This window comes from Bacillus sp. sid0103 (assembly GCF_019219025.1).
Window position 1 is genome coordinate 107,353 of sequence record NZ_JAHUWN010000014.1, and the last position, 25,446, is coordinate 132,798.

The following is a 25,446-nucleotide window of genomic DNA, read 5'->3' on the forward strand; positions in this document are numbered from 1 at the left end:
TATTTCTCCTCCTATATGTTTGTTTTTAATTTATTTATCTTGAAACTGAAATAACTTAATTCAAGATAAATTATATGTTGTTGGCCAAACTATTGTCAATTAGATTTTATTTATTTTTTTTACGTTTTCCAATACTATCTATATAAATATTTATGACTGGCAGATTTAATTTCTACAAGTGAAAGAGGAGTTATTTGTATAGCATGAAGGTGTGTTAGAAGGAAATGAGACATTGTCCAAGGACATTTAGACAATAAAAAAACGCCCAAAAGGCGTGTGTAATAAAAAGTAAAAAAATCTCCTTGAAAATGCAGCGGGAGCATGATAGAATGACAGTTGGCATAAATAATTATTTATGTGATTGTTTAAAAATTACCTATTATAACATTAACACAATTTTATTCGATTGTCAACAATTGACCAAAACTTTATCTGGAGAGTGGTTGGATGAGCGATTTACAGAACAAAGACTGGCAAATGGAACAAATTAGAGTCACTTCAGTGGTAAATGAAATCGAAAAAAAGATAAATAAATTAAAATCAAATGCTGGTAAGGTAGGTGCTGATGTACTCGAGATTCGAAAAGAATTTTGGGAAGATGTAACCGTCAATTTAGATGAACCGGATGACGTAATAGAAACGGCAGCAAGCATCAAACAACAGGTTGAATTGCTCTCTGAACGTGAGCGGACCCATAAACAGTTGGATAAACATCTCAACACGCTGTCTAGGTTGAAGTATTCGCCGTACTTTGGTCGAATCGATTTTTTAGAAGAAGGGGATGCAGCAACGGACCAGGTATACCTTGGAATTGCCTCCTTGATGGATGAATATGATGAAAATTTCTTGATTTATGACTGGCGGGCACCAATATCGAGCCTTTATTATGATTACTCACCAGGACCAGCTCAATATAATACCCCCGAAGGAACGATTGAAGGGGATATGAACTTAAAGCGTCAATTTATTATTAGGTCCTCAGAAATTAAAGGGATGTTTGATACAGGGGTAACCATTGGAGATGAAATGCTTCAGGAGGTCCTTGGGAACAACGCGAGTACTCAAATGAAAAGCATTGTTGCCACAATTCAACGTGAGCAAAATGAAATTATTCGCAATGAACGTTCAAAAATATTGATCGTCCAGGGAGTTGCAGGAAGTGGTAAAACCTCTGCAGCTCTGCAACGGGTTGCCTACCTGCTCTATCGTTATCGTGGGACCTTAAACTCAGAAAACATTATGTTATTTTCGCCAAACCCTCTATTTAATAGCTATGTAGCAACGGTTTTACCAGAGCTTGGAGAAGATAATATGCAGCAATCCACTTTTCAGGAATATTTAAATTCTCGATTAGGGAAGGAATTTAATGTGGAAGATCCGTTTACACAAATGGAGTATTTGCTAAGTGGGATTGAGGAAAATGATTATCATGTAAGAGTTGAGGGAATCCGCTTTAAAGCAAGTCTTGATTTTAAGAATATCTTCGAACGTTACGCCAAAGGATTAGCGAAAAAGGGAATGATTTTTAGGGATTTAAAATTCAGAGGAGATGTTTTGATTTCTAAAAAGGAGATCCATGATTATTTTTATTCGTTGGATGAAAACATTACCATACCTAACCGGATCAAGCTTGTTAAGGAATGGTTGTTAAGGGATTTAAGGAGAAAAGTAAGACAAGAGCGTTCGAGGAGTTGGGTGGAGGAAGAAATCCAATATCTCGAAAAAGAAGATTTTATGGAGGCATTCAAAAAACTTCAGGAAAAAAATCAATTTTCCGATAATACATTTGATGATTTTGAAAGGGAGCAAAAACTATTGGCAGAAATGGTGGTAAAAGAGAAGTTCAAGCCATTATTTACACGAGTAAAAAGTTTACGGTTTATTGATGCTCCTCGTGTTTACGGCCAGTTATTTAAAAAAGGAGAATACATGGATGAAAGTCTGCCAGTTGAATGGGAGCAAATTTGCAGACAGACTGTGGAAAAATTAAATCAGATGGAAATTCCCTATGAAGATGCTACCCCGTATGTATACCTGCAGGATTTAATTGAAGGACGTAAGTCAAAGACGGCGATTCGGCATATTTTCATTGATGAAGCACAGGATTACTCACCCTTTCAGTTTGCTTTTATTCAGCAACTATTCCCGTATAGCAAAATGACATTGCTAGGTGATTTTAATCAAGCAATATTTTCTGGTGCCACTGGTGCGGAAACTGTTTTATCCGACCAAAGCCTCGCCGGAAATGAGATCGAATCGTTTGTTCTTACAAAAACCTATCGATCAACCAAGGAAATTGTCAACTTTACCAGTACCTTGATTGAGGGTGGTGAAAATATTGAACCCTTTAACCGTAAGGGTAGAAAGCCGGTAGTTACTGTCGTTAACGATGATGGCATTACAGAATTACTTGTCAGAAAAATAAACGAATTTCAAAAAGAAGGACATCGAACCATTGCTGTCATATGCAGAACGGCTGATGAAAGCAAAAGGGCCTTTGAAGCACTCAAGAACGAGATTCAGCTTCATCTGATTGAAAAAGGAACGATCTCTTATGAAAAAGGTATTCTGGTCATTCCTTCCTATCTTGCGAAAGGGATTGAATTCGACGCGGTTATTTTGTACGATTGTTCCCAATACAAGGAAGAAAGCGAACGAAAATTATTTTATACAGTCTGTACAAGGGCTATGCATGAGCTTCACCTGATTACCACGTCAGGGATTAGTCCCCTAATGGAGAAAACTCCAAATGATGCTTACACATTCGAACAACCAAGTGAAACCTAATGAACAAGAAACTGTATGTCTCGTTATCGAAACATACAGTTTCTTTTAGGTTTAATAAGAGTATTTTCTTTGCTGATTTTATACAAGCTATCGACAAATGAACACTGAAATGGGGTATCTAATTGCTAAAGGAACATCGAAATCTCATTGTTTTTCTATTACTATTTTCCACTGTCCTTGTTTGGTCTGCCATTAATCCGCATGATCGCTTCACTTGGTGGCTTGAAGTGATTCCAGCTCTGATAGGTGTATTAATATTATTATTTACCTATCGTTTCTTTCAATTTACAACACTTGTTTATTTATTAGTCCTCATTCATGCTTCAATCTTATTTATTGGCGGGCATTATACATACGCCCAAATGCCGTTGTTTAATTGGTTTAGAGATATTTGGGACTTGGATCGCAATTATTATGACCGACTAGGCCACTTTGCTCAAGGATTTATCCCGGCAATTATAATCCGTGAATTATTGATTAGAACTTCACCATTGCACCATTCCAAATGGCTTTCAGTCTCGGTAGTGTGTATGTGTTTAGCTATAAGTGCTATCTATGAATTAGTAGAATTTACTGTGGCTTTGTTGACAGGAGAAGCCGCTGAGGCCTTCTTAGGTACGCAGGGAGATGTCTGGGATACCCAATGGGATATGCTGTTAGCCTTAATTGGAAGTATCATATCTTATTCCACTTTACGATCGATTCATTCCCGTCAAATCCAAAAAATAGTAACGTAAAGTCGCAAAAACTCAAAAAAAACAGCATTTTCTTGATTTGCTGTTTTTTGAGTTTATTTATTTCTTCCATTGCTTTTGTACTTGCTCTAATGCAAGTTGGAATATTTCATCTTCTGATGTTTCCCGATGGGCAATGACATTCGTTAAATAGCTTTTTCCTTCAAATGTTACAGTTACTTCAACCTGGACCATAATTAATTCTCCTTTTCTATACAATTGAGTAAATAGTGTAATCAAAAATTACACAATAATTAAAACGTATTTAGCAATTTAAAAAATTATGACATTAATTGTTCGACAAACGATACTAAGATATGCAGTTTTGATATAATCATTTTAGAAAAACGATAAAATGGAGGTTACCGATTTTAATGCATTTTGAAGAGGTTAAAAAAGAAACGTTGTATATTGCGCTCGAAATGATTAACTCGAATCCAGAATATAATATTTTTGAAAATGGCAAAGAGGCAAGAACAATTGCTGACATGGAAGAAGAATTCTTAAATCCTATTTCAATCAGTGCCTTTATTAAGCTTGATGACACGTATATTGGATTAATTGATTACTTATTAGAAAATCCGAAGGACCATTACCCGTGGTTAGGTCTATTACTGCTGCATGGTGATTATCAAGGATATGGGTTCGGTGCACAGGCATTTGCAGTCTACGAAAAAGAGATGCTGAAACGAGGTAAGAAAGTCGTTAGAATTGGTGTATTAAAAGAGAACTTAAGAGCACAACGCTTTTGGGAAGCATTAGGATTTAACTATTATAATTCAACAACCATGCAAAATGGAAGTGGTATTTTTTGTTATGAAAAACAAATCGGACAATAACTGCCAACCTAGAAATTATACTTCTAAATACATAAATTGTTCGGCAAAGAGTTGAATTTGATCTTTGTCGATTTGATTTTTTTTCAGCAGGGATTCTGCGATGACCACATGGGCCTGAATAGACACATTCTTTTTAAGATCTCGAATGGACACATCTCCGTTTAATAATTGGATTGCTTTTTCTCTAATGTCTTGATTCTTAGATGACTTGTATAATAGGTAGGAAATACATGTTACCTTATCCACAATTACCACTCCTCTTTAATCAAAAATAACATTTTTTTACTATTTCGACGAGAAGCAACGTTATTCCTGCTAATATTCTGAAAATTTATAAAAAATTTAGGTATTTTGTTTGAAGATAAGAATAACGAATGAAAATGTTCTATTAATCAGAAAATTCAAATAAATTAAGGTTATAGAATCTTCGCGGGGGCGGTCGAAATGTTTGAATTTAAGGAAGATACACTTTCAGGATTTGAGGTGATTAAATCAATTCCCAAAGATGGTTTTCATATTTTTGACATTAAATATGAAAGCCCTTTCAAAGGGGAAGTATCTGCCTATCTTTTTGTACCTGATAAAATAGGCACTTTTCCTGCGCTAATTTTTATGCACCCAAGTCAAGGAAATAGGAAGACCTTTTTCCATGAAGCACAATTACTTGCAACCAAGGGGTATATCACTCTATTAATTGAAGCCCAATACCTAAGAGGGAATGGTCAACAAAAATCGCGGGGGAAGAAAGAATTTACAAAAACGATTGAAGAAATGGCAGATATTCAAAAATACATTCAAACCGTTATGGATATTAGAAGGGGAGTTACATTGCTAAGTAAACTACGTGAGGTAGATGAAACCCGGATTGCCTTTGTCGGTCATGGGATTGGGGCTGCATGGGGCGGCATCCTTTCAGGTATTGATAATCGAATTAAAACGTTTATCTTGATATCTGGCTATGGGAAGGTTTCAGAGATGCAATTAACAAGCGAGCACCCCATTGCCATGTTAATTCGCGGCTTTTTACCTCCTGAGCGATATGAGTATTTTATTTCAAGTCTTAAAAAATTGGATGCTTGTTATTATGTGAAAAATGCTTCCCCAGCATCGATCTATTTCCAGTTCGCCGAAAATGACGAATACATTGGTCGGGAGCAGGCCCTTGCTTTTTATACAGGTGCCAGCTCTCCTAAAAATATCACTTGGTATGATACGAATCATTTATTTTCCAACTGCGAAACGGCCTTATTTGACCGTCACGAATGGCTGGATGAGGAATTCACTGGACAAAATGGCATGTTTTTAAAGGAATCTACAACAGAACTAAAATAATTCACTTTCAAACCGGAAATTTTGTTGAAAATTGCTTACTTGATATGGTATTTTATATAATATTGAAGGGATAAAAGAAAAACGATGATAGTAATGTGGAATTTTACCTTTCGTCCCAATCGGGATGGAAGGTTTTTTACTTTTTTACATATGATTTAGGAGGAAAACCAATGAAACAGGCCTTAATCAAGGACTTATACAGAAATACGGAAAGCTATATTGACCAAAAGGTAGAATTATCTGGATGGATAAGGACTATTCGTGATTCCAAAACTTTTGGGTTCATTGAATTAAATGATGGGAGCTTTTTTAAAGGGGTCCAGATTGTATTTGATGAGCAGTTAGTGAACTTTAAAGAAATTGCCAAACTTCCAATCAGTTCGTCAATTAAGGTTGAAGGCGATTTTATTCATACGCCGCAAGCAAAACAGCCTTTTGAAATTAAAGCAACTGACATCGTGATTGAAGGTACATCCGATGTCGATTATCCATTACAAAAAAAGAAACATTCGTTTGAATATTTACGAACAATTGCCCACTTACGACCAAGGACTAATACGTTTTCAGCTGTTTTTCGTGTAAGATCACTTGCTTCCTATGCCCTTCATAAATTTTTCCAAGATAAAGGGTTTGTGTACGTTCACTCACCAATTATCACCGGCAGTGATACAGAAGGTGCGGGGGAAATGTTTCGAGTAACTACCTTAGATATGGACAATCTTCCGAAAAATGAAGAAGGTAAAGCGGATCTTAGCAAGGATTTCTTTAACAAAGAAACTAATTTGACCGTAAGCGGACAGCTGTCGGCTGAGGCGTTTGCATTGGCATTCCGGAATGTCTATACCTTTGGCCCAACGTTTAGAGCAGAAAACTCCAACACAGCAAGACATGCGGCCGAATTTTGGATGGTTGAACCAGAGGTTGCATTTGCTGAACTGCCAGATATCATGGATTTAGCTGAGGAAATGGTGAAATTTGTTATCGGTTATGTGTTAGAACAAGCGCCTGAAGAAATGAATTTCTTTAACAGCTTTATCGAAAAAGGTTTATTAGACCGCTTAAATAATGCCTATACTGCAGACTTTGGCCGTGTGACATATACTGAAGCAATTAATATTTTAAAGGATTCTGGTGAAACATTTGCCTATCCAGTAGAATGGGGTCTTGACCTGCAAACTGAGCATGAACGGTATTTAAGCGAAAAAGTGTTCAAACGCCCTGTATTTGTTACTGATTATCCAAAAGAAATCAAAGCTTTCTATATGCGGCTAAATGATGATAACAAAACAGTAGCTGCAACAGATTTGCTAGTACCAGGAATTGGTGAATTGATTGGCGGAAGTCAGCGTGAAGAACGTGAAGAAGTTTTGGCAGGGAAAATAAATGAACTAGGAATGAATGAAGAAGATTACTGGTGGTACCTTGAATTAAGAAAATATGGCGGTACAAAACATTCAGGCTATGGGATAGGTTTTGAACGTTTAATTATGTACCTCACAGGAATGACAAATATTCGGGATGTAATTCCATTCCCTAGAACAACAGGGAGTGCTGAGTTTTAATAGAAAAAAGGAGAAGGCCAATGCACAGTATCGGCCTTCTCCTTTTTTATTAAATATTCTTCAATTCTTCTTCGAAGAAGAAGGTTTCTGGATGTTCCTTAACGATATAAGAATATCTTTTCATGTTTTTTACATATTGTGATTTTAAAATGGTGACGACTTCGCCCGTTTCTATAATGTTGACAGATTGTCCGTTTTTGTATAGATTGTTTGAGCTTTTCAAATTTAACACCCCTTTACCTATTCCTTATTTAGTATATCATAAAATCCCTAAACTCATTTCTAACTTATGGGATAATTAAGCACAGATGGAAAGGAAAAATCGTTCTTCCTTTCAAAAACAAACTTAATGTGTTATGCTTTTATAAAAGTGAGGTGTCATTTTGACAATTTATAAAGCAAAAAAAAGTAACCTCAAAGATTTATTATCCAAAAACAGCATGGACTTGGAAAGTTTGGAAAGGAATACAAATATTCCACAAACTCAACTAAACGACTACTTGTCAAAGAAAGTAATGAACTTAAATACCGCGATGACCATTTCAAAAGAATTGAATTGCCGTATTGAAGATTTATATGTTTGGTCTTCTGAAGAGAAGAAAGCATAGTAAATAAAAAAAACAGACTCGCTAAAAAGAGTCTGTTTTTTATTTACAAAAAAATAGTACGCATTTTTGCGTACTATTACTTAAATGATTAATTGTTTAGATCACAATTCTCTAAAGGAATCACCTTAGTTTTCTTTGTGAATTTATATCCTAGCCAAACAAGAAGGAATAATGGCAAGCCGATGTAAGAAACTAAAATGCCATTCCAATCAATATGGTCACCCATGAATGCGGAATAGTTTTGTCCTAGAACGACAAATCCACAAACAGCAAAAGCAAAGATTGGACCAAACGGGAAGAATTTTGATTTATATGGTAACAAACTTAGGTCTTTTCCTTGGGCGATAAACGCTTTACGAAAACGATAATGACATACAGCAATCCCAAGCCACGCGATAAAGCCAGACATTCCTGAAGCATTTAACAACCAAATATACACCGTTCCGTCACCAAAGAATGAAGCAAGGAAAGCTAGTGTGCCCACTAAGGTTGTTGCAATTAATGCATTTACTGGAACACCTTTTTTGTTTAATTTACCAAGGAATTGTGGGGCTTTCCCTTGGCGGGCCAAATCCCAAAGCATTCGGGTTGAGGCATACATTCCTGAATTACCCGCAGATAAGACAGCGGTTAAGATTACAGCATTCATAATCGAAGCAGCGAACGCAATACCAGCCTTTTGAAAGATAAGGGTAAAAGGACTAACAGTAATAGTATCACTTGCTAATTTTTCGTTTGTATAAGGAATGAGTAATCCGATTACTAAAATGGCTAGTACATAAAATAAAAGAATACGCCAGAAAACTTGTTTAACAGCACGTGGGATGGCTTTCTTTGGATCTTCTGTTTCACCAGCAGCAACACCTAAAAGCTCTGTTCCTTGAAAAGAGAAGCCAGCCGCCATAAATATTCCAAGCATCGACATAAAGCCGCCGTGGAATGGTGCATCACCGATCGTTAAGTTTTTGAAGCCTGGTGCTTCATTACCCATGATACCAAAAATCATGAATGTACCAATAATAACAAATATTATCACTGTGACAACTTTAATTAAGGAAAACCAGTATTCTGCTTCACCAAATCCTTTAACAGAAAGGTAGTTTAAGAGAAACATAATCACTAAAAAGATGCCGCTCCAAATAAATGAAGGGGTATCTGGAAACCAGAATTTCATGATCATCGTAACAGCAGCTAATTCGGCAGCAATGGTTATGGCCCAGTTATACCAATAGTTCCAGCCTAATGCAAAACCAAGGGAAGGGTCGATAAATTTAGTGGCATACGTACTAAAACTACCAGCAACGGGCATATAGGCACCCATTTCAGCTAATCCTTGCATCAAAAAGAAAACCATAACACCTATCACTAAGTAGGAAAGGATTGCACCGCCTGGTCCTGCGCTATGAATAGCGCCGCCGCTAGCAAGAAAAAGCCCGGTTCCAATTGTTCCTCCAAGGGAAATCATCGTGAGGTGACGAGATTTTAATCCTCTTTTTAATTCGGGTGGATTCTGTTGTTGTCTTGTATCATTTGTATATTCACTATCTTTTAATACTCGTGCTGTTTGCATATTGTTCACTCCTCATATCTTCTTTTTCGAGAAGGAGTTTGGAATACAAAAATGCCATCGAGGAATAATCGATGGCATTGTTAATACCCCGCATCATACCTTCCGAAAGATAGCTCAACACGACTAGTTGGTTGGACTAATCGTGACAGTTCTGTTCCTATTCGGAGACAGCCCCAGCATGCTTTTTAAAGAGAGAAAAGCACACTTCGGCAGTTTTTCCTTTCAAACGGAGTCAAGAATGTCTCTTGCATTTCGTCCGCTTTACTAATAAAGACCGCGACCTCTACCTCATCGGTTTGATGAGGATTTTTTATCATAATTAAATTGATATATTAGTATACTATAAGGTTTCTTATGGATATGTCAATATAGAATAATCTAATTGCTAATAACCAGAAAATTTATTTTATTTAAATAAATTTTTTATTTTACTTTAAGAGAGAGAATCGGTATTATTTTTAAATAGAATTAATGCCTGTTTGTTTTAGGAGGATTTTTACCATGCAAATTGTTGGAATGATATTGGGATCTCTGATTATTGTGGTTGCGTTTAACCTTTTCTTAATTCCACATGAAGTGTTGAGCAGCGGATTAAGCGGAATTTCAATGATATTAGGGATGATCTCACCGGTTAATACTGGAGTGGCAAATTTCCTGCTAAATTTTCCTTTATTAATTATTGGATATAAAATGTTAGGGAAAAGATTTATCATGAATTCGATTTTTTCTGTCATCATTATCTCAATAGGTCTTTATTTAGTCCCAATTCACCCAATCGCGGATGATACCATTCTCTCATCTATTTTTGGTGGTGCGTTAACCGGTTTAGGTGTCGGAATCGTTTTCCGTTGTTCAGGATCAACCGGAGGATTTGACATTATTGGCATGATTGTATCAAGAAAAAGAGATTTTCCGATAGGTGTTTTACTTTCAGGCATGAATGCGGTAGTTATAGTAATTAGTGGTTTTTTGTTTGATTGGGATTCTGCACTTTATACCTTAGTTTCTATTTTTGTGACCGGTAAAGTAGTTGATGCCATCTATACAGACCATGCAAAATTAACGTTAATGATTATTACAGAAAAAGGCGAAGAGATGAGAAATCATCTACTGAAAAATTTGTATCGAGGTTTAACGGTTATGGATGGTGTTGGCGGCTATTCAAATAACCAGCGGAATGTATTGATAACGGTCATTTCCAGATACGAACTTAATGAAGTGAAAAACTTAATCACGGAAGTCGATTCCTGTGCCTTTGTTAATATTACAGAAACAATTGAGGTAATGGGGCTGTTTCATCGGCCTAGTCCATAAAACCAAAAAGGTTTGCATCTATGATATAGAGCAAGCCTTTTTGGTTTACCGGGATTTATCTCGTTTTTTAACCCATTTTATCAACACCTGGATAACCTCCTCAAGCTCCCTCCCAGCTGGAGTTAAGTCATATTCCACTTTTTTAGGTGATGTGGCAATTACCCTTTTAACAATCAATCCTTCATTTTCTAAATCACGCAAGCGTTCGGTTAACAGTCGATCGGAGATACCAGGAATCGAGGATACAATTTCATGGTATCGCTTTGGTCCTTCCAGGAGCGTAAAAATAACAGAACCCATCCAACGTTTACCTATAAATTCAATCGCATTATGAAAATTTGTACATATATGCTTCATTTCCTCTGCAGAATGAGTCATACAATTTTGGTTGTTAGGTTCACTCAAATTCAATCCCCCATTTTTACTTTTCTAACTATATCATACCATAGTTTAATTTCTTGACGAAAGGTACTTACTATTAGTAAGTTAAACTTATTAGGGGGAAATCTCTCATGAAAACAACCTTAACTAAAAAAACTTTATCTGAAGTGATTAAAGAACGTCACTCTGTTAGAAAATATGATTCGACATTTACAATTTCTCAAGAAGAAATAAAAGATATGTTAAAAGAAGCAACCCAAGCACCATCTTCAAGTAATCTTCAACCTTGGCGTTTTATTGTCATTCAAGACGAAGAAACCAAAAAGGAACTTAGAGCAGTCGCCAATAATCAAGAGCAGGTTGAAACAGCGTCTGCGATTATTGCTGTCTTAGGTGACAAGGAAATGTATAAAAGTGTGGAAAAAGTATATCGAAGTGCCTATGAAGCCGGTTTTATGGATGAGGCGAATATGAACCGATTAATCGAAGGAACCAATAAAACTTACCCATATGCTTCAGAAGATATCTTGAAAAATATTGCAGCATTTGATGCAGGGTTAGTTTCGATGCAATTGATGTTGATTGCAAAAGATAGAGGATATGACACTGTTCCAATGGGTGGATTTGACAAAGAAAAATTTGCGAAAATGTTTAATATTGAAGATCGATTATTCCCAATTGTTCTGATTTCAGTAGGGAAGGCGGCAGCTCCAGCGTTCAATACAACACGATTGCCGTTGGAAGATATTTTAATAGAATATAAGTAATAGAGCAGGCGCATGAAGGAGTTCATGCGCCTACTCATTTTTAGTTATTAATATACTTTTCAAATACATAGCCGAAGTCCTTGACCATATATTGCTTTTTGCTGTCTTCTAACCATTGAAAGGCAGCTTGATTTAGCATTTTGAATTGAACCACCAAATTACTGTCTGCACTTGTCACACGGCCTAATGTTGTGGAGGCAACATCCAGGCTTTGTTTAGCATACTGAAGGGAAATTTCATTTTCATGTGAGATTTCCGAAATTTTTATTAGGGCTTTATATAAATCCTTTACTTCCTCAATATGTTTCTTATGTACATCAATGGAAAAAGGCGCTGAACCGATTTTAAATTTAATTTCGACGTCAAGGTCAACCGTTCCAGCTGTTTCGAGATATACGTCTGAGATCCTGTTTGTAGCATAACTATAACGATGAAGCATCCGCTTTTTGCTGGTCGCACTTGTACCATCTAAATGGATTAGGGCATTGTTGGTAAAGCAATATTCATCCGATTTTGATTTGATGAGGAAATAAATTTTCTCATTATCTTCATGCATGACATAATCGTCTGCGTCTACCTTATCATAGTCCTCCGGCTTAATAACAGAACCAACATCACTTAACCCCAAAATATCAGCAGCAACTTTTCCAAACATACTTATCACACTCCATTAAATTAATATCATTCCACCCTTTTTACGATTGGAAGATAATAAAGTTTCATTTGTATCCAAAAAACTTTATGCGATAAAATGAGTTTGTATGCACGGAAAAGAAAATGCTAACAACTTGAGTGTTTTCCTTTTTTAATAGAAAATACACTATATACAAATTAAAAATAGAAGAATGGAGGGAGAGAAAAATCATGCGTCCGATTATTCTTGGCATCTTTGCTGCTTTCTTTTTTGCATTTACATTTATTCTCAATAGATCAATGGATCAAGCAGGGGGGAGCTGGTTATGGAGTGCATCCTTAAGGTATTACTTTATGGTGCCATTTCTTTTCATCATCGTGATTGGTCGAAAAAATCTTAAACCGTTGCTTTATGAGATGAAAAAACAACCCGGCCCTTGGCTATTATGGAGTACAGTAGGCTTCGGCTTATTTTATGGACCGATTTGTTTTTCAGCAGCCTACGCCCCGGGATGGCTCATTGCAGCTACATGGCAGGTAACAATTATCTCAGGATCGTTGCTGTCTCCACTTTTTCATGAAAGGATTATGACAGAAAAAGGACCAATCCATAAAAAGGGGCAAATTCCTTTTAAAGGCTTAGGGATGTCAGTGATCATCCTTTTAGGAATTATCTTGATACAATTCGAACAGGCCAATCATATTTCGATTGGTGCAATCTCACTAGGTGTCCTTCCTGTGTTAATCGCTTCCTTCGCTTATCCACTAGGAAACCGAAAAATGATGGATCTTTGCGGGGGAAGGCTAGATGTCTTTCAGCGTGTATTAGGTATGACTTTGGCTAGTATGCCTATTTGGATTGTTTTATCCCTGTATGGTTTAATGACTGTTGGCACACCAAGCAAAGGACAAGTGTTTCAATCTTCTCTAGTTGCCGTATCCTCAGGTGTGATTGCAACCATTCTTTTTTTCAAGGCAACCGATCTTGTAAGAGGTAACATGCAAAAACTTGCTGCTGTTGAGGCAACACAATCAGTGGAAGTTTTATTCGCGGTCATTGGAGAATTGTTACTTCTAAACACCACATTCCCGACGCTGATATCCTGGTTGGGAATGGTAATTGTTATGGTAGGAATGATCCTGCACAGCTTATTTTCGCATAAAAGTAACTCCAAAAATGAACCGAATAAAATTACTGAAAAAACTATACCTCGAAATGTTTGATCCTTATCAATTCAGATTGATAAGGATTGTTTTTTGTGAATCTTCTCATTGTTAACCGTTTAAATATGGACTAAGCTTGTCAATTGTTTCTTGTACCTTTGCTGCATTTCTCTTATACATTGAACTTGATTTTTCGCAATCTGTCTCAAGCGAAAAGATTTCTAAATCAGCCTGTACTTTTTTAAGTGTTGCCAACAGAAGTGGTCGTTGTGCGGGTGTTGGCACCTGAATTTTATCATCATAGAGATCGACGGTGAGCTCTCCATAAGAATCTACTTGTCCTAGAAACACATTATCAAGAGTAACTTCTAGTTTTTCTAACTCTGTATAGAGCCAGCCTCTGCCTTTACCCGCACATCTTAATGATTCATCTACGATATTCCCATCCATGATGACAGTTTGGGGTTCTTTTTCATTAGGCATTTTCATTTGTAAATCTTTTGGTGTAAGGGGCTGGTTTTCTCTTTTTAATAAAGCGCTTAAAGTTCCTCTCGGTTCCAAAACAGCAAATTCTACGTCAGCGAACTTGAAAATATTCTTCTGCCTGAGAAGAGCTGATAATTCGTCAATTGTATATTTTTCTTTTTTTAAGTTCTCTTCTAATATTTTTCCATCCTTAATAACGACGGTACTTTTACCTTCAGCGAAATCACTAAACTTTTTACTTTTTATGGCTATGTAGTTCACTAGATAAGTAACAAATCCAAACACTAATAGTGCCAGTATTCCATGACCCATGTTACTTTCAAGTCCAGTTACTACTTCTCCGGCAATACTACCGATGGTAATACCGGCCACGTACTCAAAGAAAGAAAGTTCAGAAATTTGTTTCTTTCCTAGTACTTTTGTGATTATAAATAAGAGTCCCAAAAGAATTAATGAACGACTTATGATAAAAATCCAGTCTGGCATTAGTTTCTCACCTCAAAGTTTTATGAACCCATATATTGGGGTTCATGTCGTTCAAGTTCCAAAACTCGGTATTGAAGATCCTTCTTTACCTCTCCAATTGTTAACGTTGCTTCATGAAAAATAGCTTGTGCGTCCTTATCGAGTGAATTTAAGGCGAAGGAAGACAATTGTGCTTCGATTCCCTTAATGGTAAAGAGACATTGCTTGACATTAGAAGCGATTGTCACAAATTTTACTTCCTTTCATAAAAAAATCAATAATGAAAAAGGGGTTGGCAGAATCGCCAACCTAAAACTGCTTTTATTGATTGTATTGCGGTTCTTCGCTAATAATTTCTTGAAGTCGTGGCTCAAGGCTATCAAGAACCGATTGTGTTTGTTGTGCGGCTTGTTGATAAAGTTGCTTTGCATTTTGGTTATCAGTTGCTAATGCAAACGTTTCAAAACTTGCTTGTGCACTTTTTAGTCCTGCTAATGCTTGTTTTACTTGTGTTCCAACAGTCATAAGATATCCTTCTTTCTAGATGTAATTGAAATACAAAAATAGTATGTGGATAAATTCATTGGTTATGTATGCACGAACTAAAATAATTTCACCAACCGTTAGTAGATTTTAAATAAGTACCATAATTTTCTGATTGTTGACGAAACCTTTCTTATGTTTTTCACGTCAACTATTTCAAAAACCATATATTTGGAAAAATACTGGGTAAAGAAGAATATACATGGATTAAGGAGGGAAGAGTATTGCAATTAATAAAGCGGAGAGAGACGTCAGAGCAAAATCATGTAAAAATGGTAGCGTATATCATTATATTATTTATCAGTAGTTTGTTTGTCCCGTTTATTGCGGTGGCATCTTATCAAAGCATGTTCTATTTTTCTCGATCTCACTGGTTTTTTTCGACACCTTTTTCTGCTTATTTCACGTTTATGGGTGGAATGCTATATTTAGCCGTAATGCTTACCATCTATATGATTTTTAGACAGTGCTGGGAAAGTCTTTGGTTTAAAATGATTATGATTGTCATGCTGCTTGTTAGTATACCTGCTTTTGTACTTAGCTTAACCAATTATTATTATTTGGATAATGATGGGATTCATTATAATACATTAATGAGCCTAAAAGAAAAAGAATATAGGTGGAATAGAATATCAAAAGTACATATTGAATATAGAAACCATCAGGGAACAACCAGTTTTTATCAATATATCTTTGAGATGCCGGATGGCAGTGAAATAAAGATACCAAATAGTGATAAATTGGCTGAGCATAAATGGCGTGTGGAAGATAAAATAAAAGAAAACAAAATACAAATAAGTGATAATTTTAAAAATCCTCTCGTGGATTAACAAAAAAGTCTTCCTTCTTGCGTTTGAAGGAAGATTTTTTTTTATATAAATACATGCTCCAAAACAAGTGGTTGCAATGCCTTTGTTTGATCCAGAAAAATAAAACTATCGTACCGTTTACCCATGTTCGAAGGGACATAATTACCAAAATGTTCGTATTCTGGTCGATAAACTACACCTATTGCACGATGACCAATGATAGTGTTAAATTCATGGCGGTTTTGATCCGTAAATAGTAAATATTTATTAGCAGCACCGGTCTTATGAAAAAGTGATTCCCAGCTGCCAAATTGAGCAGGGGGTACCTGCATGATTTGAAAGTCTTTTCCCCATTCCGCCGCCGCAATCACCGTGCCTCTGTAAGTCCCGAACCCAATAATAAAAACATTTTCCGCGCCATTTTGCTCTCTGATTATTTGGCCAACATTGACCATCCCTTCATCCTTCATGTCAGTTGCCCGAGCATCACCAACATGAGTATTATGTTCCCAGATAATACACTTTGCCTTATCACCATAAAAGTTCATCACGGAATTGAGTGCTTCCACCATGTGATGGTCACGCACATTCCAGGATTTAGAGTCACTTTTTACCATCGTCCGATAATATTCCTCTGCATTTGCAGTAACAAGGGCGTTCACTTCCATATTTAAGCTGTTTTCCTGTTCATCATCAAATTTCCATTTGTTTTTTTGGATCGAAGCAAGTAACTTAAGTGCTTCCTTGGTACAGTCTTTAGATAAATATCCTGCAGAAACAGCATAGGATTCATGACTGCGGTTAAATGGTTCAAAGCATGAAAAAGCTTTTTTGGCTTCCTTAAGGCTTGGTGAATTTGTTCTTTCTAAATAACGAATAATTTCATCCATGCTTTCCCAAAGACTATACACATCCAACCCATAAAAACCGACTTTATGGGCACCGTTTTTTTGTTGGTTATAGTCCTTCAACCACTCAATTAGATCAATAATCTCATGGTTTGCCCACATCCACGTTGGCCAGCGATTAAAACTTTCAAGAACTCTAGTTATATCCTTACTCGTTGGGTTAAAACCTTTAATGTATTGATTGATACTTTGACAAGCGGGCCAATCACCTTCTACTGCAATAAAAGAAAAGCCTTTTTCTTTAATTAATTTCTTGGATAATTCTGCTCGGAGTGAATAGAATTCGGAGGTCCCATGAGAAGATTCCCCAAGGAGCACAAATTTTGCATCACCAATTGCCTCTATTATTGGGTCGAGATCATCTAGTGTGTCAAAGTGTTTTGCGAACTTATTAATGGCTTTAAGCATAAGGGTATGCATTCCTTTCTAAAATCCTAAGTTTTCATAATTTACCCTTTGCTGTATCCACTTAAATATCCAATAATTCACATATTTGACACAAGTAGTCGGTAAATTCAAAAAACTGCAAGGTATAATATAAGTGTAAAAGATAAAATCAAAGTTAACATCTTAGGAGGCTCAACCAGACGTGTTCGTTCCGGTTGCGAACGAGTAGTAAGGTTATTCCTAAACAATCATTTGGCAAGTGGAGCGATTGTTACACCTCTAAGGAAAGGCGAAATCGAAAAACAAAAACCTTTCATAATTGGTAACTATGTATTCCATAGCAAACCTTATCAAAGGAAAAAGTTTTAGATTTATCGGTAGAAAGTTTTATTGAATGGTTTCCAAAAAGGATGATTGCCAAGAAGCTGAGAAACCAAATGATGGAATAAAGAGTTTCAATCGGTAATCACCGAAAAATATGTTTCTTTTAGGAATTTGAATTCCATTAATTCATGTGAATTAATTCCTTCAACGGAACAAACACACATTAGCGGAATGATACATGTCTCTTATTAGTTAGGGTAGACTAAAAGGATTGATAATTGATCATGTGGCTGATGACATGGTTGGGTCTCCTGAGGTGTTAATTAGATTTAGGGGTTACTTCATAATTTGAAGTAGCTCCTTTTTAAATAGCTGGAGGAAATAAAAAGCATTTCATTATAAATAGGGAGGTGAATTCGTTATAATAGATATAGGAAATTATTTTTGAAAGGGGCCAGATAATGTCAGGAATGCAAGAATTGAATTTAATCGAACAGCAGGAAGCAATTATGGCAAAAATTCAGCATCGAAGGTTAACAAAAAGAAAGATTTTTCAACGCATTTTATTAATCACACTAGGTGCCATCTTAATGGCTATAGGACTCGAGATATTTCTTGTACCAAATAATGTCATTGATGGTGGAATCACTGGAATCTCCATTATGCTTTCGTACGTAACAGGTTGGAAATTAGGGATGTTCCTCTTTATTCTTAATATACCTTTTTTCTTTATTGGTTATAAACAAATAGGGAAAACCTTCGCATTATCCACACTTTATGGAATCATTATCCTTTCGATTGGAACAACCTTACTTCATCCAGTTCCAGCATTTACACAAGATATTCTCCTAGCTACGGTATTTGGGGGGATAGTGCTTGGTATCGGAGTCGGTTTGGTGATTCGGTATGGTGGTTCATTGGACGGTACCGAAATTTTAGCCATCCTCTTTAATAAAAAGCTTCCTTTTTCTGTTGGGGAAATAATTATGTTTTTTAACCTCTTTATCCTTGCTTGTGCTGGTTTTGTGTTTACTTGGGACCGTGCGATGTATTCACTTATTGCCTATTTTGTAGCTTACAAAACGATTGATATTACCATTACAGGGCTTGATGAATCCAAGTCAGTGTGGATCATTAGTGACAATGCCCAACAAATTGGAGACGCGATTATGAATCGTCTGGGTCGAGGTGTTACCTATATCAATGGTGAGGGAGCATATTCAGGTGATGATAAAAAAGTCATTTTTTGCGTGATCAATCGTCTTGAAGAAGCAAAACTAAAGGAAATAGTTACTGAAAATGATGATAGTGCCTTTTTAGCAGTAGCGGATATTGCTGAGGTTCGTGGTGGAAGATTTAAGAAAAAGGATATCCATTAGAAGAGATATCTATTTAGAAGCTGGAATATGGTTTCTTTTTTTAGATTAGCAGGAAGAAAAATAATAAGAAAATCCTAATTTTGTCGTTATGAGGACGAATTTGCGAAAGTTAGTATAAATTGCTTGTAGTATCTTTGTGTTTCATGTCGGTTAATGCAGAAATTACGGAGTGTTTGGTAGACCTAATGTCGTACCTTGCGCTTCCCTAGGAAATAAAAATGCAAAATATGAATTATTTCCAAAAAAGATGGCAGAACATTCTGCCATCTTTTAATAATTATTGGAAATGAATTAATTTAATGTAGAAATTGAAAAGTTCTCTGAATCCAGCTCTCGCGCATCATCTAGTGTACTTGTCCCTTCGTCCTAAGGTCCTAAGGTAAGTCAACATCGAATGGCCTGAAGCTGAAATCAACAGCTATGTTTAACAGAGCCCCTAAAATAAAAGCTCGAAAACCTCATTCAGCTCATGAGCTCTTTTTTCGTCTTGCTCCTCTTTTGCATATCTAATTTCATTTGGAAGTATTTTATTTAGAAAATGGATTTCTTTTTGATTTAAATCTCGAACAAAGGACCCTTCGGAAGTATAGTGCCCTTCCGATAGTTTACGGTAAATATGTCCGCCTACAGAATGATCATCTGTATAATTTGACAATATTTCTCTTAGGTAGCCTAAAGTTTTATCCATTGTTTCACCCTTCCTTTCACCACATATTTTTCAACGAGATTATAATTATATTCGTCATATTGAAACAGAAATATTATGAAAATAAATAAGCCACTCATCCTTGTCAGGAGAGAGGCCTCATACTAACTATGGTTTCGAACATGTTATGATTCGATGGCTTAATATATCTTGATACTTTAAGACGAGATTCCCATGTTCATTAAAAATTTGAAATAGCTCAGGTTCAAAATTTGCTGAGAAATTAAACTCAGGGGTATTATTTCCATGACTCATGTCCATGTTCTCCACTTTTATGACCATGTCTTGGAATCCTGCCTTATTAAATAAATTTCGCCAATCCTCTTCCATCAATAAAGAATCGACTGCATAAAATTTCATAATTTCTGATTCTTCTCCTTGACTAAGCTTTGAATTTATTGTCATTTCATTTGCAATCAAGCGTCCACCATTTTTTAAGACTCTAAAAAATTCGCTTAATGCAACGGGTTTGTCAACAAAAGCTAGGACGGATTCAGACAAAATGAAATCAAACGTATTGTCTTTAAAGGGAAGTTTCTCAACAGATCCTTGAATTAACCTAATCGGTAAGCCCAAGGATTGAAATCGTCTCTTTGCTTTTTCAATCATGATTGGATTAATTTCCAACCCAACTACCTTTGCAAAATAATGCTGATATAAATATGCCGCTGTTTGACCAGTGCCGCAGCCAGCGTCTAAAATTCGTGATTTATTGGAAATATTTTCATTAGCCAGAATGTTTTTTGTTAATGGGATTCCACCGGGATGTGCTCCTCCAACACCAAATTTGGCCAGAAAGTCAAAATATGTTAAACCTCCCATAAATAAAAGACACCACCTCATTTATCTTGTAGCATTTTATGTAAAAAAAAGGTGAGAGGTTCTTTTTATTTAGGTATTCATCACAATAAGTAAAAATTTATATATTATGTAAACTGTTTAACATTCCAGTAAATGACTATCTAAGTTCATCTTTCTCACTAATATTCTCTGTCATTAAAGAGCAAATTAATGAAATGGAAGGGATGAATCCTTTCCATTTGAATTTGAAGGAGTGCTTTAGATGAAGAAAATAAAAGTTCAACCGTTTTTCAAAATGTTTTCAAGAAAACGAAAAAGTAGAGGAGCTATGTGGGCATCTCTATTAGGCATTGGGTTAAGTGCTGCTGTTTTTGGAGTGACAAAGGGAAAACGTAAGGACCTTGCACTTCCTTTTCAAAATGTTGTAAAAAACTTTACACCAAAAACCAATCTTAATCTAATGGATAATGCTGCAATTACAGAGTTTTCAGAGGAACTTTTAATGAGTGCTCTAAATAAAAAAAGGTAAAAAAAAAGTCCGCAAATTGGTTGCGGACTTTTTAATATGGGGGAGATGGAACTTTCCGAGGTATGTAATTAATATTTTCGGATGAATAAATTTTTATGATTAACAAATGACCTAAGGTTCTTGCTCTAATTAAAACAGGCTGGTTATAGGTATTCTTAAACTCGAAATCGGGACCATACCAACTAACGGTTGCGTCCCTTCCTGGAGGAATATATGGGACCTTTCTTGAATGAGAGAAACGCTCGACAATCTTGATGCCGGCATTGTCAACTGCATTATACAAGGTGGAGGAAACTTGGCAAATCCCTCCACCTATGTCTTCTGAAAATTCTCCTCTAACGATGACTGGAGCACGTAAATACCCCTTAGCAGCTGTCCTTTTTCCGACCACTCTGTTAAAAGAAAAGGTTTCACCAGGGAAGACAACATGATTGTTTATCGCGTTTGTAGCCAGTTCAATATTGGTAGATCTTTTTTTATTACGGGGATTAAAAGAGGTAACATACCGGCCGATTCTCATGCTGCGAATATCACCAAGTAATTCACTATCCACCTTTGGATAAACCGGTAGGATCGGTAGTTCCATCTTAGCCTTTTTAAAACTAAAAATATAAGTATAGAATTGTTCCGTAAAGGCTTGACGGTGGATTTGAGATCCTGCTCGTTCCGGGATAATAGCGCCATACTGATCCAAGTTCGCATTTTTCGGTTCAATTGAAAATTTCTTATCTAAGTTGTCCAAAAATTGACTGTACTTTTTAGAATTAAGTATTGGCAAGCCTGTTTGGGAAAAGGTAAAATCTTCTCGATTAATAATGGACACAGTTTCACCATCTTTTGTAATAATAAGACTGTTATCGGGCGGCGTAGTAATTGGATGTACAATCAAGAAATACCCTAATAAAAATGTAAAAATCATAGTCAGTAACCCCTCCTCACTATAGTATTGGTAGATTGATGCTAATTCATGTAAACAGAAATACACAATCAAACATTTTAGAAAATGATATAAATATTTACCAATTTATCCTTTACATTAATCAAACATTATAATATTATCATTATTGATAATGATAATAAAAAAATAGGAGCAAATTTCAATATGACAAATGAATCAACAGTGGACGTTATTTTGCATCCCGTTCGAATGAGAATCATCCAGTATTTAATTAATCAACAACTTACAGCACAGCAATTAAAAGAATTCCTTCCAGATATCCCGCAAGCTTCTTTGTACCGTAACTTAAAAAAATTAGTTGAAACGAAAGTCATTCATATTGTAGGTGAAATTCCTAACAGAGGAACGATCGAAAAGGTTTATTCAATCCAAAATCCAAATAAGGTATCCATTGGGCCTGAAGACTTAAATAAGCTTTCAAGGGATGAACACATGAGCCTGTTTATTAAATTTATGGCCAATTTAATGGGCGAATATGATCGATATTTAGATCAAGATAGCATTGATCTAGTTGCCGATGGTGTTACATTCAGGCAGGCTTCCATTTATTTAAGTGAAGAGGAGTATACCGAATTTGTTAAAGAGCTTGCTGCAGTTTATTTAAAAGTAACAAATAACGAACCAAAAAAGGGCAGGAGAAGAAGGACTGTTGCCACAATCATGATTCCTGAAAAAATGAAAGAAAAATAGGGGGTATCGAGATGAATAAAGGGGAGAAGGAAGTAACTATTCAAAGCGGTGTAACACTAAAAGGGACATTATGCTTTCCAGAAAATCTTGAAGAAAAAGCACCCGCAATCCTGATCATATCAGGTTCCGGTAAATTGGATCGAAATGGAAAAGTAAATAAAAAGATGGATTTAAAACTTTACCGCCAATTATCCGAATACCTAACCTCACTTGGCTTTATAAATTTAAGGTATGATAAGCGTGGTGTTGGTGCAAGTGAAGGGGATTTTTTAACAACGGGTCTATGGGATTTGGTGGATGACGCACAGTCTGCAGTTCAATTTTTAAAAAATCTCCCGGAGGTGGACTCTGAGAAGGTAATTGTTCTTGGTCATAGTGAAGGCTGTACCATTGGAACGGCAGCTGTAGCCAAGGAAGAACATATTGGAGGTTTAATCCTACTTTCAGGTGCAATAGAAAGCTTGAACGAAGTATTGAAGAGGCAGAGAGATTTAGCAACCCAAGACATTATTAATGCGAAAGGATTCCAAGGTTTTTTACTGCGCTTATTAGGGGCACACAACAAAGTTGAAAAACAAGCACAAAAGTTTATTGATAAGGTTCTAAACTCTTCAAAGGATCAGATCAAAGTTAATTTAATCAAAACACCCGCTAAGTGGATGCGAGAGCATTTCTCCTATAATGAAAAAGTAGATTTAGCCAAAATTTCCTGCCCGGTCCTTGCGATAACAGGGGCACGTGATATTCAGGCAAATCCAGAGGTTCTAAAAGAACTGCCATTATATGTAAAAGAGGATGCGCAATTTTATGTAGTGGAAAATATGGGGCATTCTTGTAAAGAGGTTACCCGCACTTCGACAATGTTTACGGCAAAAAAAGATATTTTAGCTGGAGCAGAGTTGCCTTTACATCCCGAATTAGAAAAGTTGCTCGAAAATTGGCTGCGATTGCACTTTATAAACAGTTCTTCACAAGAATCAGTAATCATATAAGCGGTAGACACACTAAAATGGTCATTATTTGATGACCATTTTTTTGATTTTACTGAAAAAATTGTAGAAATATAGTATATTTATAGATGATAACATTTGTATAGATAAATGCTAGCAGATTGCTAATGAACTAATAGGAGTGATTACCATGTCTGAAAACGAAAGAATTCAGTTAAACGTACGGATTTCGAAAGAAACGTCGAATCTATTGGATGAAATTGTCGAATATTACCAACAAGGGTTGAAATTAGGTAGAATTTATAAAGGTGATGTACTAACAGATATTATTGAAAAATCCTATGAAGTAATGAACAAACAGAAGAGATCATTTACAAAAAGATATTAACTGCTAGGGTCAGGAATCGTCAATTTCAACATGATCGAACCATATGACACTTTCTGGCCTACTCTACTCCTCAGCTAAGAACAATGACCTTCCTTTATGAAAAACCCAACAATGCTAATAATTTTAAAGAATATTTTGAATTTAATTTGAATATTTAATATTTACAGGTATAATGATAAGTATAACATACCAACTGGTTAGTATGGGAAAGGGAGTGGAAATGTTGGATTTTTCATATTCTCAAAGAGTGATAGAGTTACAGGAGAAATTAACTGCTTTTATGGAAGCAAACGTATATCCTAATGAACGAATTTATGAGCAGCAATTAAACGATCAAGAAAGCCGCTGGAGTGCGGTTCCACCGATTATGGAGGAACTAAAAGAAAAGGCAAAAGCGGAAGGTCTTTGGAATTTATTTTTACCAGAAAGTGAATATGGGGCAGGGTTAACTAATCAGGAATATGCACCATTATGTGAAATTATGGGGAGGTCTTTAATCGGGCCAGAGGTGTTTAACTGCAGTGCTCCTGACACCGGGAATATGGAAGTCATTGTCCGTTATGGAACTGAAAAACATAAAGAACAATGGTTAAAGCCCTTATTAGCCGGCGAAATTCGTTCTTGCTTTTCGATGACTGAACCAGCAGTTGCTTCAGCAGATGCAACGAATATCGAAGCCAGCATCGTAAGAGATGGCGATGAATACATTATTAATGGTCGAAAATGGTGGTCATCTGGTGCAGGCGACCCTCGTTGTAAAATTGCCATTGTCATGGGAAAAACAGATCCATCGGCAAACCGTCATGAACAACAATCGATGATTCTTGTTCCATTGGAGTCTCCAGGTGTGAAGATTGAGCGGATGCTCCCGGTCTTCGGATACGATCATGCTCCGCACGGTCATGGAGAAATTACCTATGAAAATGTCCGCGTCCCTGCGGAGAATATCCTTTGGGGGGAAGGAAAGGGATTTGGGATCGCCCAAGGCAGACTTGGCCCAGGGAGAATTCATCATTGTATGAGATTAATAGGTGCCGCGGAACGTGCTTTAGAAGAATTATGTAAGCGTGTTCAGAGTCGGTCGGCATTTGGTAAAACATTAGCCAGCCAAGGGGTCATTCAGGAGTGGATTGCTGATTCGAGAATTGAAATTGAGCAAGCAAGGCTGCTCACCTTAAAAGCTGCCTATATGATGGATACCGTTGGAAATAAAGAAGCGAAAACAGAGATTGCTATGATTAAGGTCGTAGCTCCTTCAATGGCGTTACGTGTTATTGACCGTGCAATTCAAGCTTTCGGGGCGGCTGGAGTATCTAACGATTTTACACTCGCGGCACAATGGGCCAATGCTAGAACATTAAGATTAGCTGATGGACCTGATGAAGTGCACCGTGCTCAGTTAGCCAAACTTGAATTGAGAAAATATCAATAG

Annotated in this window: 29 protein-coding genes and 1 riboswitch; of the genes, 16 read left to right on the forward strand and 13 right to left on the reverse strand. The window is 36.3% G+C overall.

The genetic code is table 11. The features are described 5' to 3' along the window. Positions 1-447: 447 nt before the first annotated feature. Together helD and KW850_RS16680 are read left to right on the forward strand one after the other, a co-directional pair. A complete protein-coding gene (helD, locus tag KW850_RS16675) occupies positions 448-2,787 on the forward strand; it encodes an RNA polymerase recycling motor HelD (protein ID WP_218348706.1) in 2,340 nt (779 codons plus the stop codon). A gap of 122 nt (positions 2,788-2,909) precedes the next feature. Further along, positions 2,910-3,524: a DUF2238 domain-containing protein gene (locus tag KW850_RS16680; RefSeq protein WP_256358298.1), complete on the forward strand. Its 615-nt coding sequence runs from the start codon at positions 2,910-2,912 to the stop codon at positions 3,522-3,524. Between the two features lie 57 nt (positions 3,525-3,581). Here KW850_RS16680 and KW850_RS16685 read toward each other — a convergent pair whose 3' ends face one another. Next, positions 3,582-3,716 (reverse strand): BA3454 family stress response protein, encoded by a 135-nt coding sequence (locus tag KW850_RS16685; RefSeq protein ID WP_218348707.1) that lies wholly within the window; start codon positions 3,714-3,716, stop codon positions 3,582-3,584. Between the two features lie 179 nt (positions 3,717-3,895). Here KW850_RS16685 and KW850_RS16690 point away from each other — a divergent pair, with 179 nt between their 5' ends. Beyond that, the gene (locus tag KW850_RS16690; protein ID WP_218348708.1) at positions 3,896-4,360 is read left to right on the forward strand and encodes a GNAT family N-acetyltransferase; all 465 of its coding nucleotides are present in this window, start codon (positions 3,896-3,898) and stop codon (positions 4,358-4,360) included. 15 nt (positions 4,361-4,375) lie between these two features. Here KW850_RS16690 and KW850_RS16695 read toward each other — a convergent pair whose 3' ends face one another. Beyond that, positions 4,376-4,606, reverse strand: a complete 231-nt coding sequence (locus KW850_RS16695) for a hypothetical protein (RefSeq protein ID WP_218348709.1) — start codon at positions 4,604-4,606, stop codon at positions 4,376-4,378. A gap of 198 nt (positions 4,607-4,804) precedes the next feature. Here KW850_RS16695 and KW850_RS16700 point away from each other — a divergent pair, with 198 nt between their 5' ends. Further along, on the forward strand, positions 4,805-5,692 hold the full coding sequence (locus KW850_RS16700) for an alpha/beta hydrolase (RefSeq protein WP_218348710.1): 888 nt from the start codon (positions 4,805-4,807) through the stop codon (positions 5,690-5,692). Positions 5,693-5,862: 170 nt separating this feature from the next. Beyond that, entirely contained in the window at positions 5,863-7,254 is a 1,392-nt protein-coding gene (gene asnS, locus KW850_RS16705) for an asparagine--tRNA ligase (protein ID WP_218348711.1), read from the forward strand. Between the two features lie 49 nt (positions 7,255-7,303). Here asnS and KW850_RS16710 read toward each other — a convergent pair whose 3' ends face one another. Then, complete coding sequence (locus tag KW850_RS16710) at positions 7,304-7,477, reverse strand: hypothetical protein (RefSeq protein ID WP_218348712.1); 174 nt, start codon at positions 7,475-7,477, stop codon at positions 7,304-7,306. A 160-nt stretch (positions 7,478-7,637) separates the two neighbouring features. Here KW850_RS16710 and KW850_RS16715 point away from each other — a divergent pair, with 160 nt between their 5' ends. Beyond that, positions 7,638-7,862, forward strand: a complete 225-nt coding sequence (locus KW850_RS16715; protein WP_218348713.1) for a helix-turn-helix domain-containing protein — start codon at positions 7,638-7,640, stop codon at positions 7,860-7,862. Positions 7,863-7,950: 88 nt separating this feature from the next. Here KW850_RS16715 and KW850_RS16720 read toward each other — a convergent pair whose 3' ends face one another. After that, on the reverse strand, positions 7,951-9,432 hold the full coding sequence (locus KW850_RS16720) for an amino acid permease (RefSeq protein ID WP_218348714.1): 1,482 nt from the start codon (positions 9,430-9,432) through the stop codon (positions 7,951-7,953). A 102-nt stretch (positions 9,433-9,534) separates the two neighbouring features. Next, positions 9,535-9,726, reverse strand: a riboswitch (Lysine riboswitch). A gap of 207 nt (positions 9,727-9,933) precedes the next feature. On the opposite strand from KW850_RS16720, the gene KW850_RS16725 reads away from it, so the two are divergent. Beyond that, the gene (locus tag KW850_RS16725) at positions 9,934-10,746 is read left to right on the forward strand and encodes a YitT family protein (RefSeq protein ID WP_218348715.1); all 813 of its coding nucleotides are present in this window, start codon (positions 9,934-9,936) and stop codon (positions 10,744-10,746) included. Positions 10,747-10,791: 45 nt separating this feature from the next. Here KW850_RS16725 and KW850_RS16730 read toward each other — a convergent pair whose 3' ends face one another. Then, entirely contained in the window at positions 10,792-11,151 is a 360-nt protein-coding gene (locus KW850_RS16730) for a winged helix-turn-helix transcriptional regulator (RefSeq protein WP_256358299.1), read from the reverse strand. A 107-nt stretch (positions 11,152-11,258) separates the two neighbouring features. Here KW850_RS16730 and KW850_RS16735 point away from each other — a divergent pair, with 107 nt between their 5' ends. After that, on the forward strand, positions 11,259-11,894 hold the full coding sequence (locus tag KW850_RS16735; protein WP_218348716.1) for a nitroreductase family protein: 636 nt from the start codon (positions 11,259-11,261) through the stop codon (positions 11,892-11,894). 40 nt (positions 11,895-11,934) lie between these two features. Here the strand turns inward: KW850_RS16735 and KW850_RS16740 are convergent, their stop codons facing one another. Then, positions 11,935-12,549 carry a PH domain-containing protein gene (locus KW850_RS16740; protein WP_218348717.1) on the reverse strand — a complete coding sequence of 205 codons (615 nt, stop codon included), beginning with the start codon at positions 12,547-12,549 and terminating at the stop codon, positions 11,935-11,937. Between the two features lie 209 nt (positions 12,550-12,758). Here KW850_RS16740 and KW850_RS16745 point away from each other — a divergent pair, with 209 nt between their 5' ends. Next, positions 12,759-13,751, forward strand: a complete 993-nt coding sequence (locus tag KW850_RS16745; protein ID WP_218348718.1) for a DMT family transporter — start codon at positions 12,759-12,761, stop codon at positions 13,749-13,751. A 51-nt stretch (positions 13,752-13,802) separates the two neighbouring features. On the opposite strand, the gene KW850_RS16750 is transcribed toward KW850_RS16745, so the two are convergent. From KW850_RS16750 to KW850_RS16760, 3 genes are all read right to left on the reverse strand, one after another. Then, the gene (locus KW850_RS16750; RefSeq protein WP_218348719.1) at positions 13,803-14,663 is read right to left on the reverse strand and encodes a DUF421 domain-containing protein; all 861 of its coding nucleotides are present in this window, start codon (positions 14,661-14,663) and stop codon (positions 13,803-13,805) included. A 20-nt stretch (positions 14,664-14,683) separates the two neighbouring features. Then, positions 14,684-14,890: a DUF1657 domain-containing protein gene (locus tag KW850_RS16755; protein WP_218348720.1), complete on the reverse strand. Its 207-nt coding sequence runs from the start codon at positions 14,888-14,890 to the stop codon at positions 14,684-14,686. Positions 14,891-14,963: 73 nt separating this feature from the next. Continuing rightward, complete coding sequence (locus tag KW850_RS16760; RefSeq protein WP_218348721.1) at positions 14,964-15,167, reverse strand: DUF1657 domain-containing protein; 204 nt, start codon at positions 15,165-15,167, stop codon at positions 14,964-14,966. A 242-nt stretch (positions 15,168-15,409) separates the two neighbouring features. On the opposite strand from KW850_RS16760, the gene KW850_RS16765 reads away from it, so the two are divergent. Further along, positions 15,410-16,015, forward strand: coding sequence for a hypothetical protein (locus KW850_RS16765; protein ID WP_218348722.1), 606 nt, complete (start codon positions 15,410-15,412; stop codon positions 16,013-16,015). Positions 16,016-16,056: 41 nt separating this feature from the next. Here the strand turns inward: KW850_RS16765 and KW850_RS16770 are convergent, their stop codons facing one another. Further along, a complete protein-coding gene (locus KW850_RS16770) occupies positions 16,057-17,310 on the reverse strand; it encodes an erythromycin esterase family protein (protein ID WP_256358300.1) in 1,254 nt (417 codons plus the stop codon). 773 nt (positions 17,311-18,083) lie between these two features. Between KW850_RS16770 and KW850_RS16775 the strand changes: the two genes are divergently transcribed. Further along, entirely contained in the window at positions 18,084-18,992 is a 909-nt protein-coding gene (locus KW850_RS16775) for a YitT family protein (protein WP_374226340.1), read from the forward strand. A 436-nt stretch (positions 18,993-19,428) separates the two neighbouring features. On the opposite strand, the gene KW850_RS16780 is transcribed toward KW850_RS16775, so the two are convergent. Both KW850_RS16780 and KW850_RS16785 read right to left on the reverse strand, forming a co-directional pair. Next, complete coding sequence (locus tag KW850_RS16780) at positions 19,429-19,680, reverse strand: sigma-G-dependent sporulation-specific acid-soluble spore protein CsgA (RefSeq protein WP_218348725.1); 252 nt, start codon at positions 19,678-19,680, stop codon at positions 19,429-19,431. 126 nt (positions 19,681-19,806) lie between these two features. Next, positions 19,807-20,520, reverse strand: a complete 714-nt coding sequence (locus tag KW850_RS16785; protein ID WP_218348726.1) for a class I SAM-dependent methyltransferase — start codon at positions 20,518-20,520, stop codon at positions 19,807-19,809. A gap of 241 nt (positions 20,521-20,761) precedes the next feature. Between KW850_RS16785 and KW850_RS16790 the strand changes: the two genes are divergently transcribed. Further along, a complete protein-coding gene (locus KW850_RS16790) occupies positions 20,762-21,028 on the forward strand; it encodes a hypothetical protein (RefSeq protein ID WP_218348727.1) in 267 nt (88 codons plus the stop codon). Between the two features lie 31 nt (positions 21,029-21,059). Here KW850_RS16790 and KW850_RS16795 read toward each other — a convergent pair whose 3' ends face one another. Then, positions 21,060-21,947: a VanW family protein gene (locus tag KW850_RS16795; protein WP_218348728.1), complete on the reverse strand. Its 888-nt coding sequence runs from the start codon at positions 21,945-21,947 to the stop codon at positions 21,060-21,062. Positions 21,948-22,130: 183 nt separating this feature from the next. Between KW850_RS16795 and KW850_RS16800 the strand changes: the two genes are divergently transcribed. The 4 genes from KW850_RS16800 to KW850_RS16815 all read left to right on the forward strand — a co-directional run bounded on the left by KW850_RS16800 (position 22,131) and on the right by KW850_RS16815 (position 25,446). Next, on the forward strand, positions 22,131-22,676 hold the full coding sequence (locus KW850_RS16800) for a helix-turn-helix domain-containing protein (RefSeq protein WP_218348729.1): 546 nt from the start codon (positions 22,131-22,133) through the stop codon (positions 22,674-22,676). 11 nt (positions 22,677-22,687) lie between these two features. Beyond that, positions 22,688-23,668: an alpha/beta hydrolase gene (locus KW850_RS16805; RefSeq protein WP_218348730.1), complete on the forward strand. Its 981-nt coding sequence runs from the start codon at positions 22,688-22,690 to the stop codon at positions 23,666-23,668. A 148-nt stretch (positions 23,669-23,816) separates the two neighbouring features. Next, positions 23,817-24,014, forward strand: a complete 198-nt coding sequence (locus KW850_RS16810) for a hypothetical protein (RefSeq protein ID WP_218348731.1) — start codon at positions 23,817-23,819, stop codon at positions 24,012-24,014. A 223-nt stretch (positions 24,015-24,237) separates the two neighbouring features. Then, positions 24,238-25,446: an acyl-CoA dehydrogenase family protein gene (locus tag KW850_RS16815; protein ID WP_218348732.1), complete on the forward strand. Its 1,209-nt coding sequence runs from the start codon at positions 24,238-24,240 to the stop codon at positions 25,444-25,446.

Excerpts from the sequence above, each read along its gene's own strand:
- helD (WP_218348706.1), top strand. The coding sequence starts at position 448 with ATGAGCGATTTACAGAACAAAGACTGGCAAATGGAACAAATTAGAGTC.
- KW850_RS16685 (WP_218348707.1), bottom strand. The coding sequence starts at position 3,716 with ATGGTCCAGGTTGAAGTAACTGTAACATTTGAAGGAAAAAGCTATTTA.
- KW850_RS16690 (WP_218348708.1), top strand. The coding sequence starts at position 3,896 with ATGCATTTTGAAGAGGTTAAAAAAGAAACGTTGTATATTGCGCTCGAA.
- KW850_RS16700 (WP_218348710.1), top strand. The coding sequence starts at position 4,805 with ATGTTTGAATTTAAGGAAGATACACTTTCAGGATTTGAGGTGATTAAA.
- asnS (WP_218348711.1), top strand. The coding sequence starts at position 5,863 with ATGAAACAGGCCTTAATCAAGGACTTATACAGAAATACGGAAAGCTAT.
- KW850_RS16720 (WP_218348714.1), bottom strand. The coding sequence starts at position 9,432 with ATGCAAACAGCACGAGTATTAAAAGATAGTGAATATACAAATGATACA.
- KW850_RS16725 (WP_218348715.1), top strand. The coding sequence starts at position 9,934 with ATGCAAATTGTTGGAATGATATTGGGATCTCTGATTATTGTGGTTGCG.
- KW850_RS16735 (WP_218348716.1), top strand. The coding sequence starts at position 11,259 with ATGAAAACAACCTTAACTAAAAAAACTTTATCTGAAGTGATTAAAGAA.
- KW850_RS16740 (WP_218348717.1), bottom strand. The coding sequence starts at position 12,549 with ATGTTTGGAAAAGTTGCTGCTGATATTTTGGGGTTAAGTGATGTTGGT.
- KW850_RS16745 (WP_218348718.1), top strand. The coding sequence starts at position 12,759 with ATGCGTCCGATTATTCTTGGCATCTTTGCTGCTTTCTTTTTTGCATTT.
- KW850_RS16750 (WP_218348719.1), bottom strand. The coding sequence starts at position 14,663 with ATGCCAGACTGGATTTTTATCATAAGTCGTTCATTAATTCTTTTGGGA.
- KW850_RS16760 (WP_218348721.1), bottom strand. The coding sequence starts at position 15,167 with ATGACTGTTGGAACACAAGTAAAACAAGCATTAGCAGGACTAAAAAGT.
- KW850_RS16770 (WP_256358300.1), bottom strand. The coding sequence starts at position 17,310 with ATGCTTAAAGCCATTAATAAGTTCGCAAAACACTTTGACACACTAGAT.
- KW850_RS16775 (WP_374226340.1), top strand. The coding sequence starts at position 18,084 with ATGCAAGAATTGAATTTAATCGAACAGCAGGAAGCAATTATGGCAAAA.
- KW850_RS16780 (WP_218348725.1), bottom strand. The coding sequence starts at position 19,680 with ATGGATAAAACTTTAGGCTACCTAAGAGAAATATTGTCAAATTATACA.
- KW850_RS16785 (WP_218348726.1), bottom strand. The coding sequence starts at position 20,520 with ATGGGAGGTTTAACATATTTTGACTTTCTGGCCAAATTTGGTGTTGGA.
- KW850_RS16790 (WP_218348727.1), top strand. The coding sequence starts at position 20,762 with ATGAAGAAAATAAAAGTTCAACCGTTTTTCAAAATGTTTTCAAGAAAA.
- KW850_RS16795 (WP_218348728.1), bottom strand. The coding sequence starts at position 21,947 with ATGATTTTTACATTTTTATTAGGGTATTTCTTGATTGTACATCCAATT.
- KW850_RS16800 (WP_218348729.1), top strand. The coding sequence starts at position 22,131 with ATGACAAATGAATCAACAGTGGACGTTATTTTGCATCCCGTTCGAATG.
- KW850_RS16805 (WP_218348730.1), top strand. The coding sequence starts at position 22,688 with ATGAATAAAGGGGAGAAGGAAGTAACTATTCAAAGCGGTGTAACACTA.
- KW850_RS16810 (WP_218348731.1), top strand. The coding sequence starts at position 23,817 with ATGTCTGAAAACGAAAGAATTCAGTTAAACGTACGGATTTCGAAAGAA.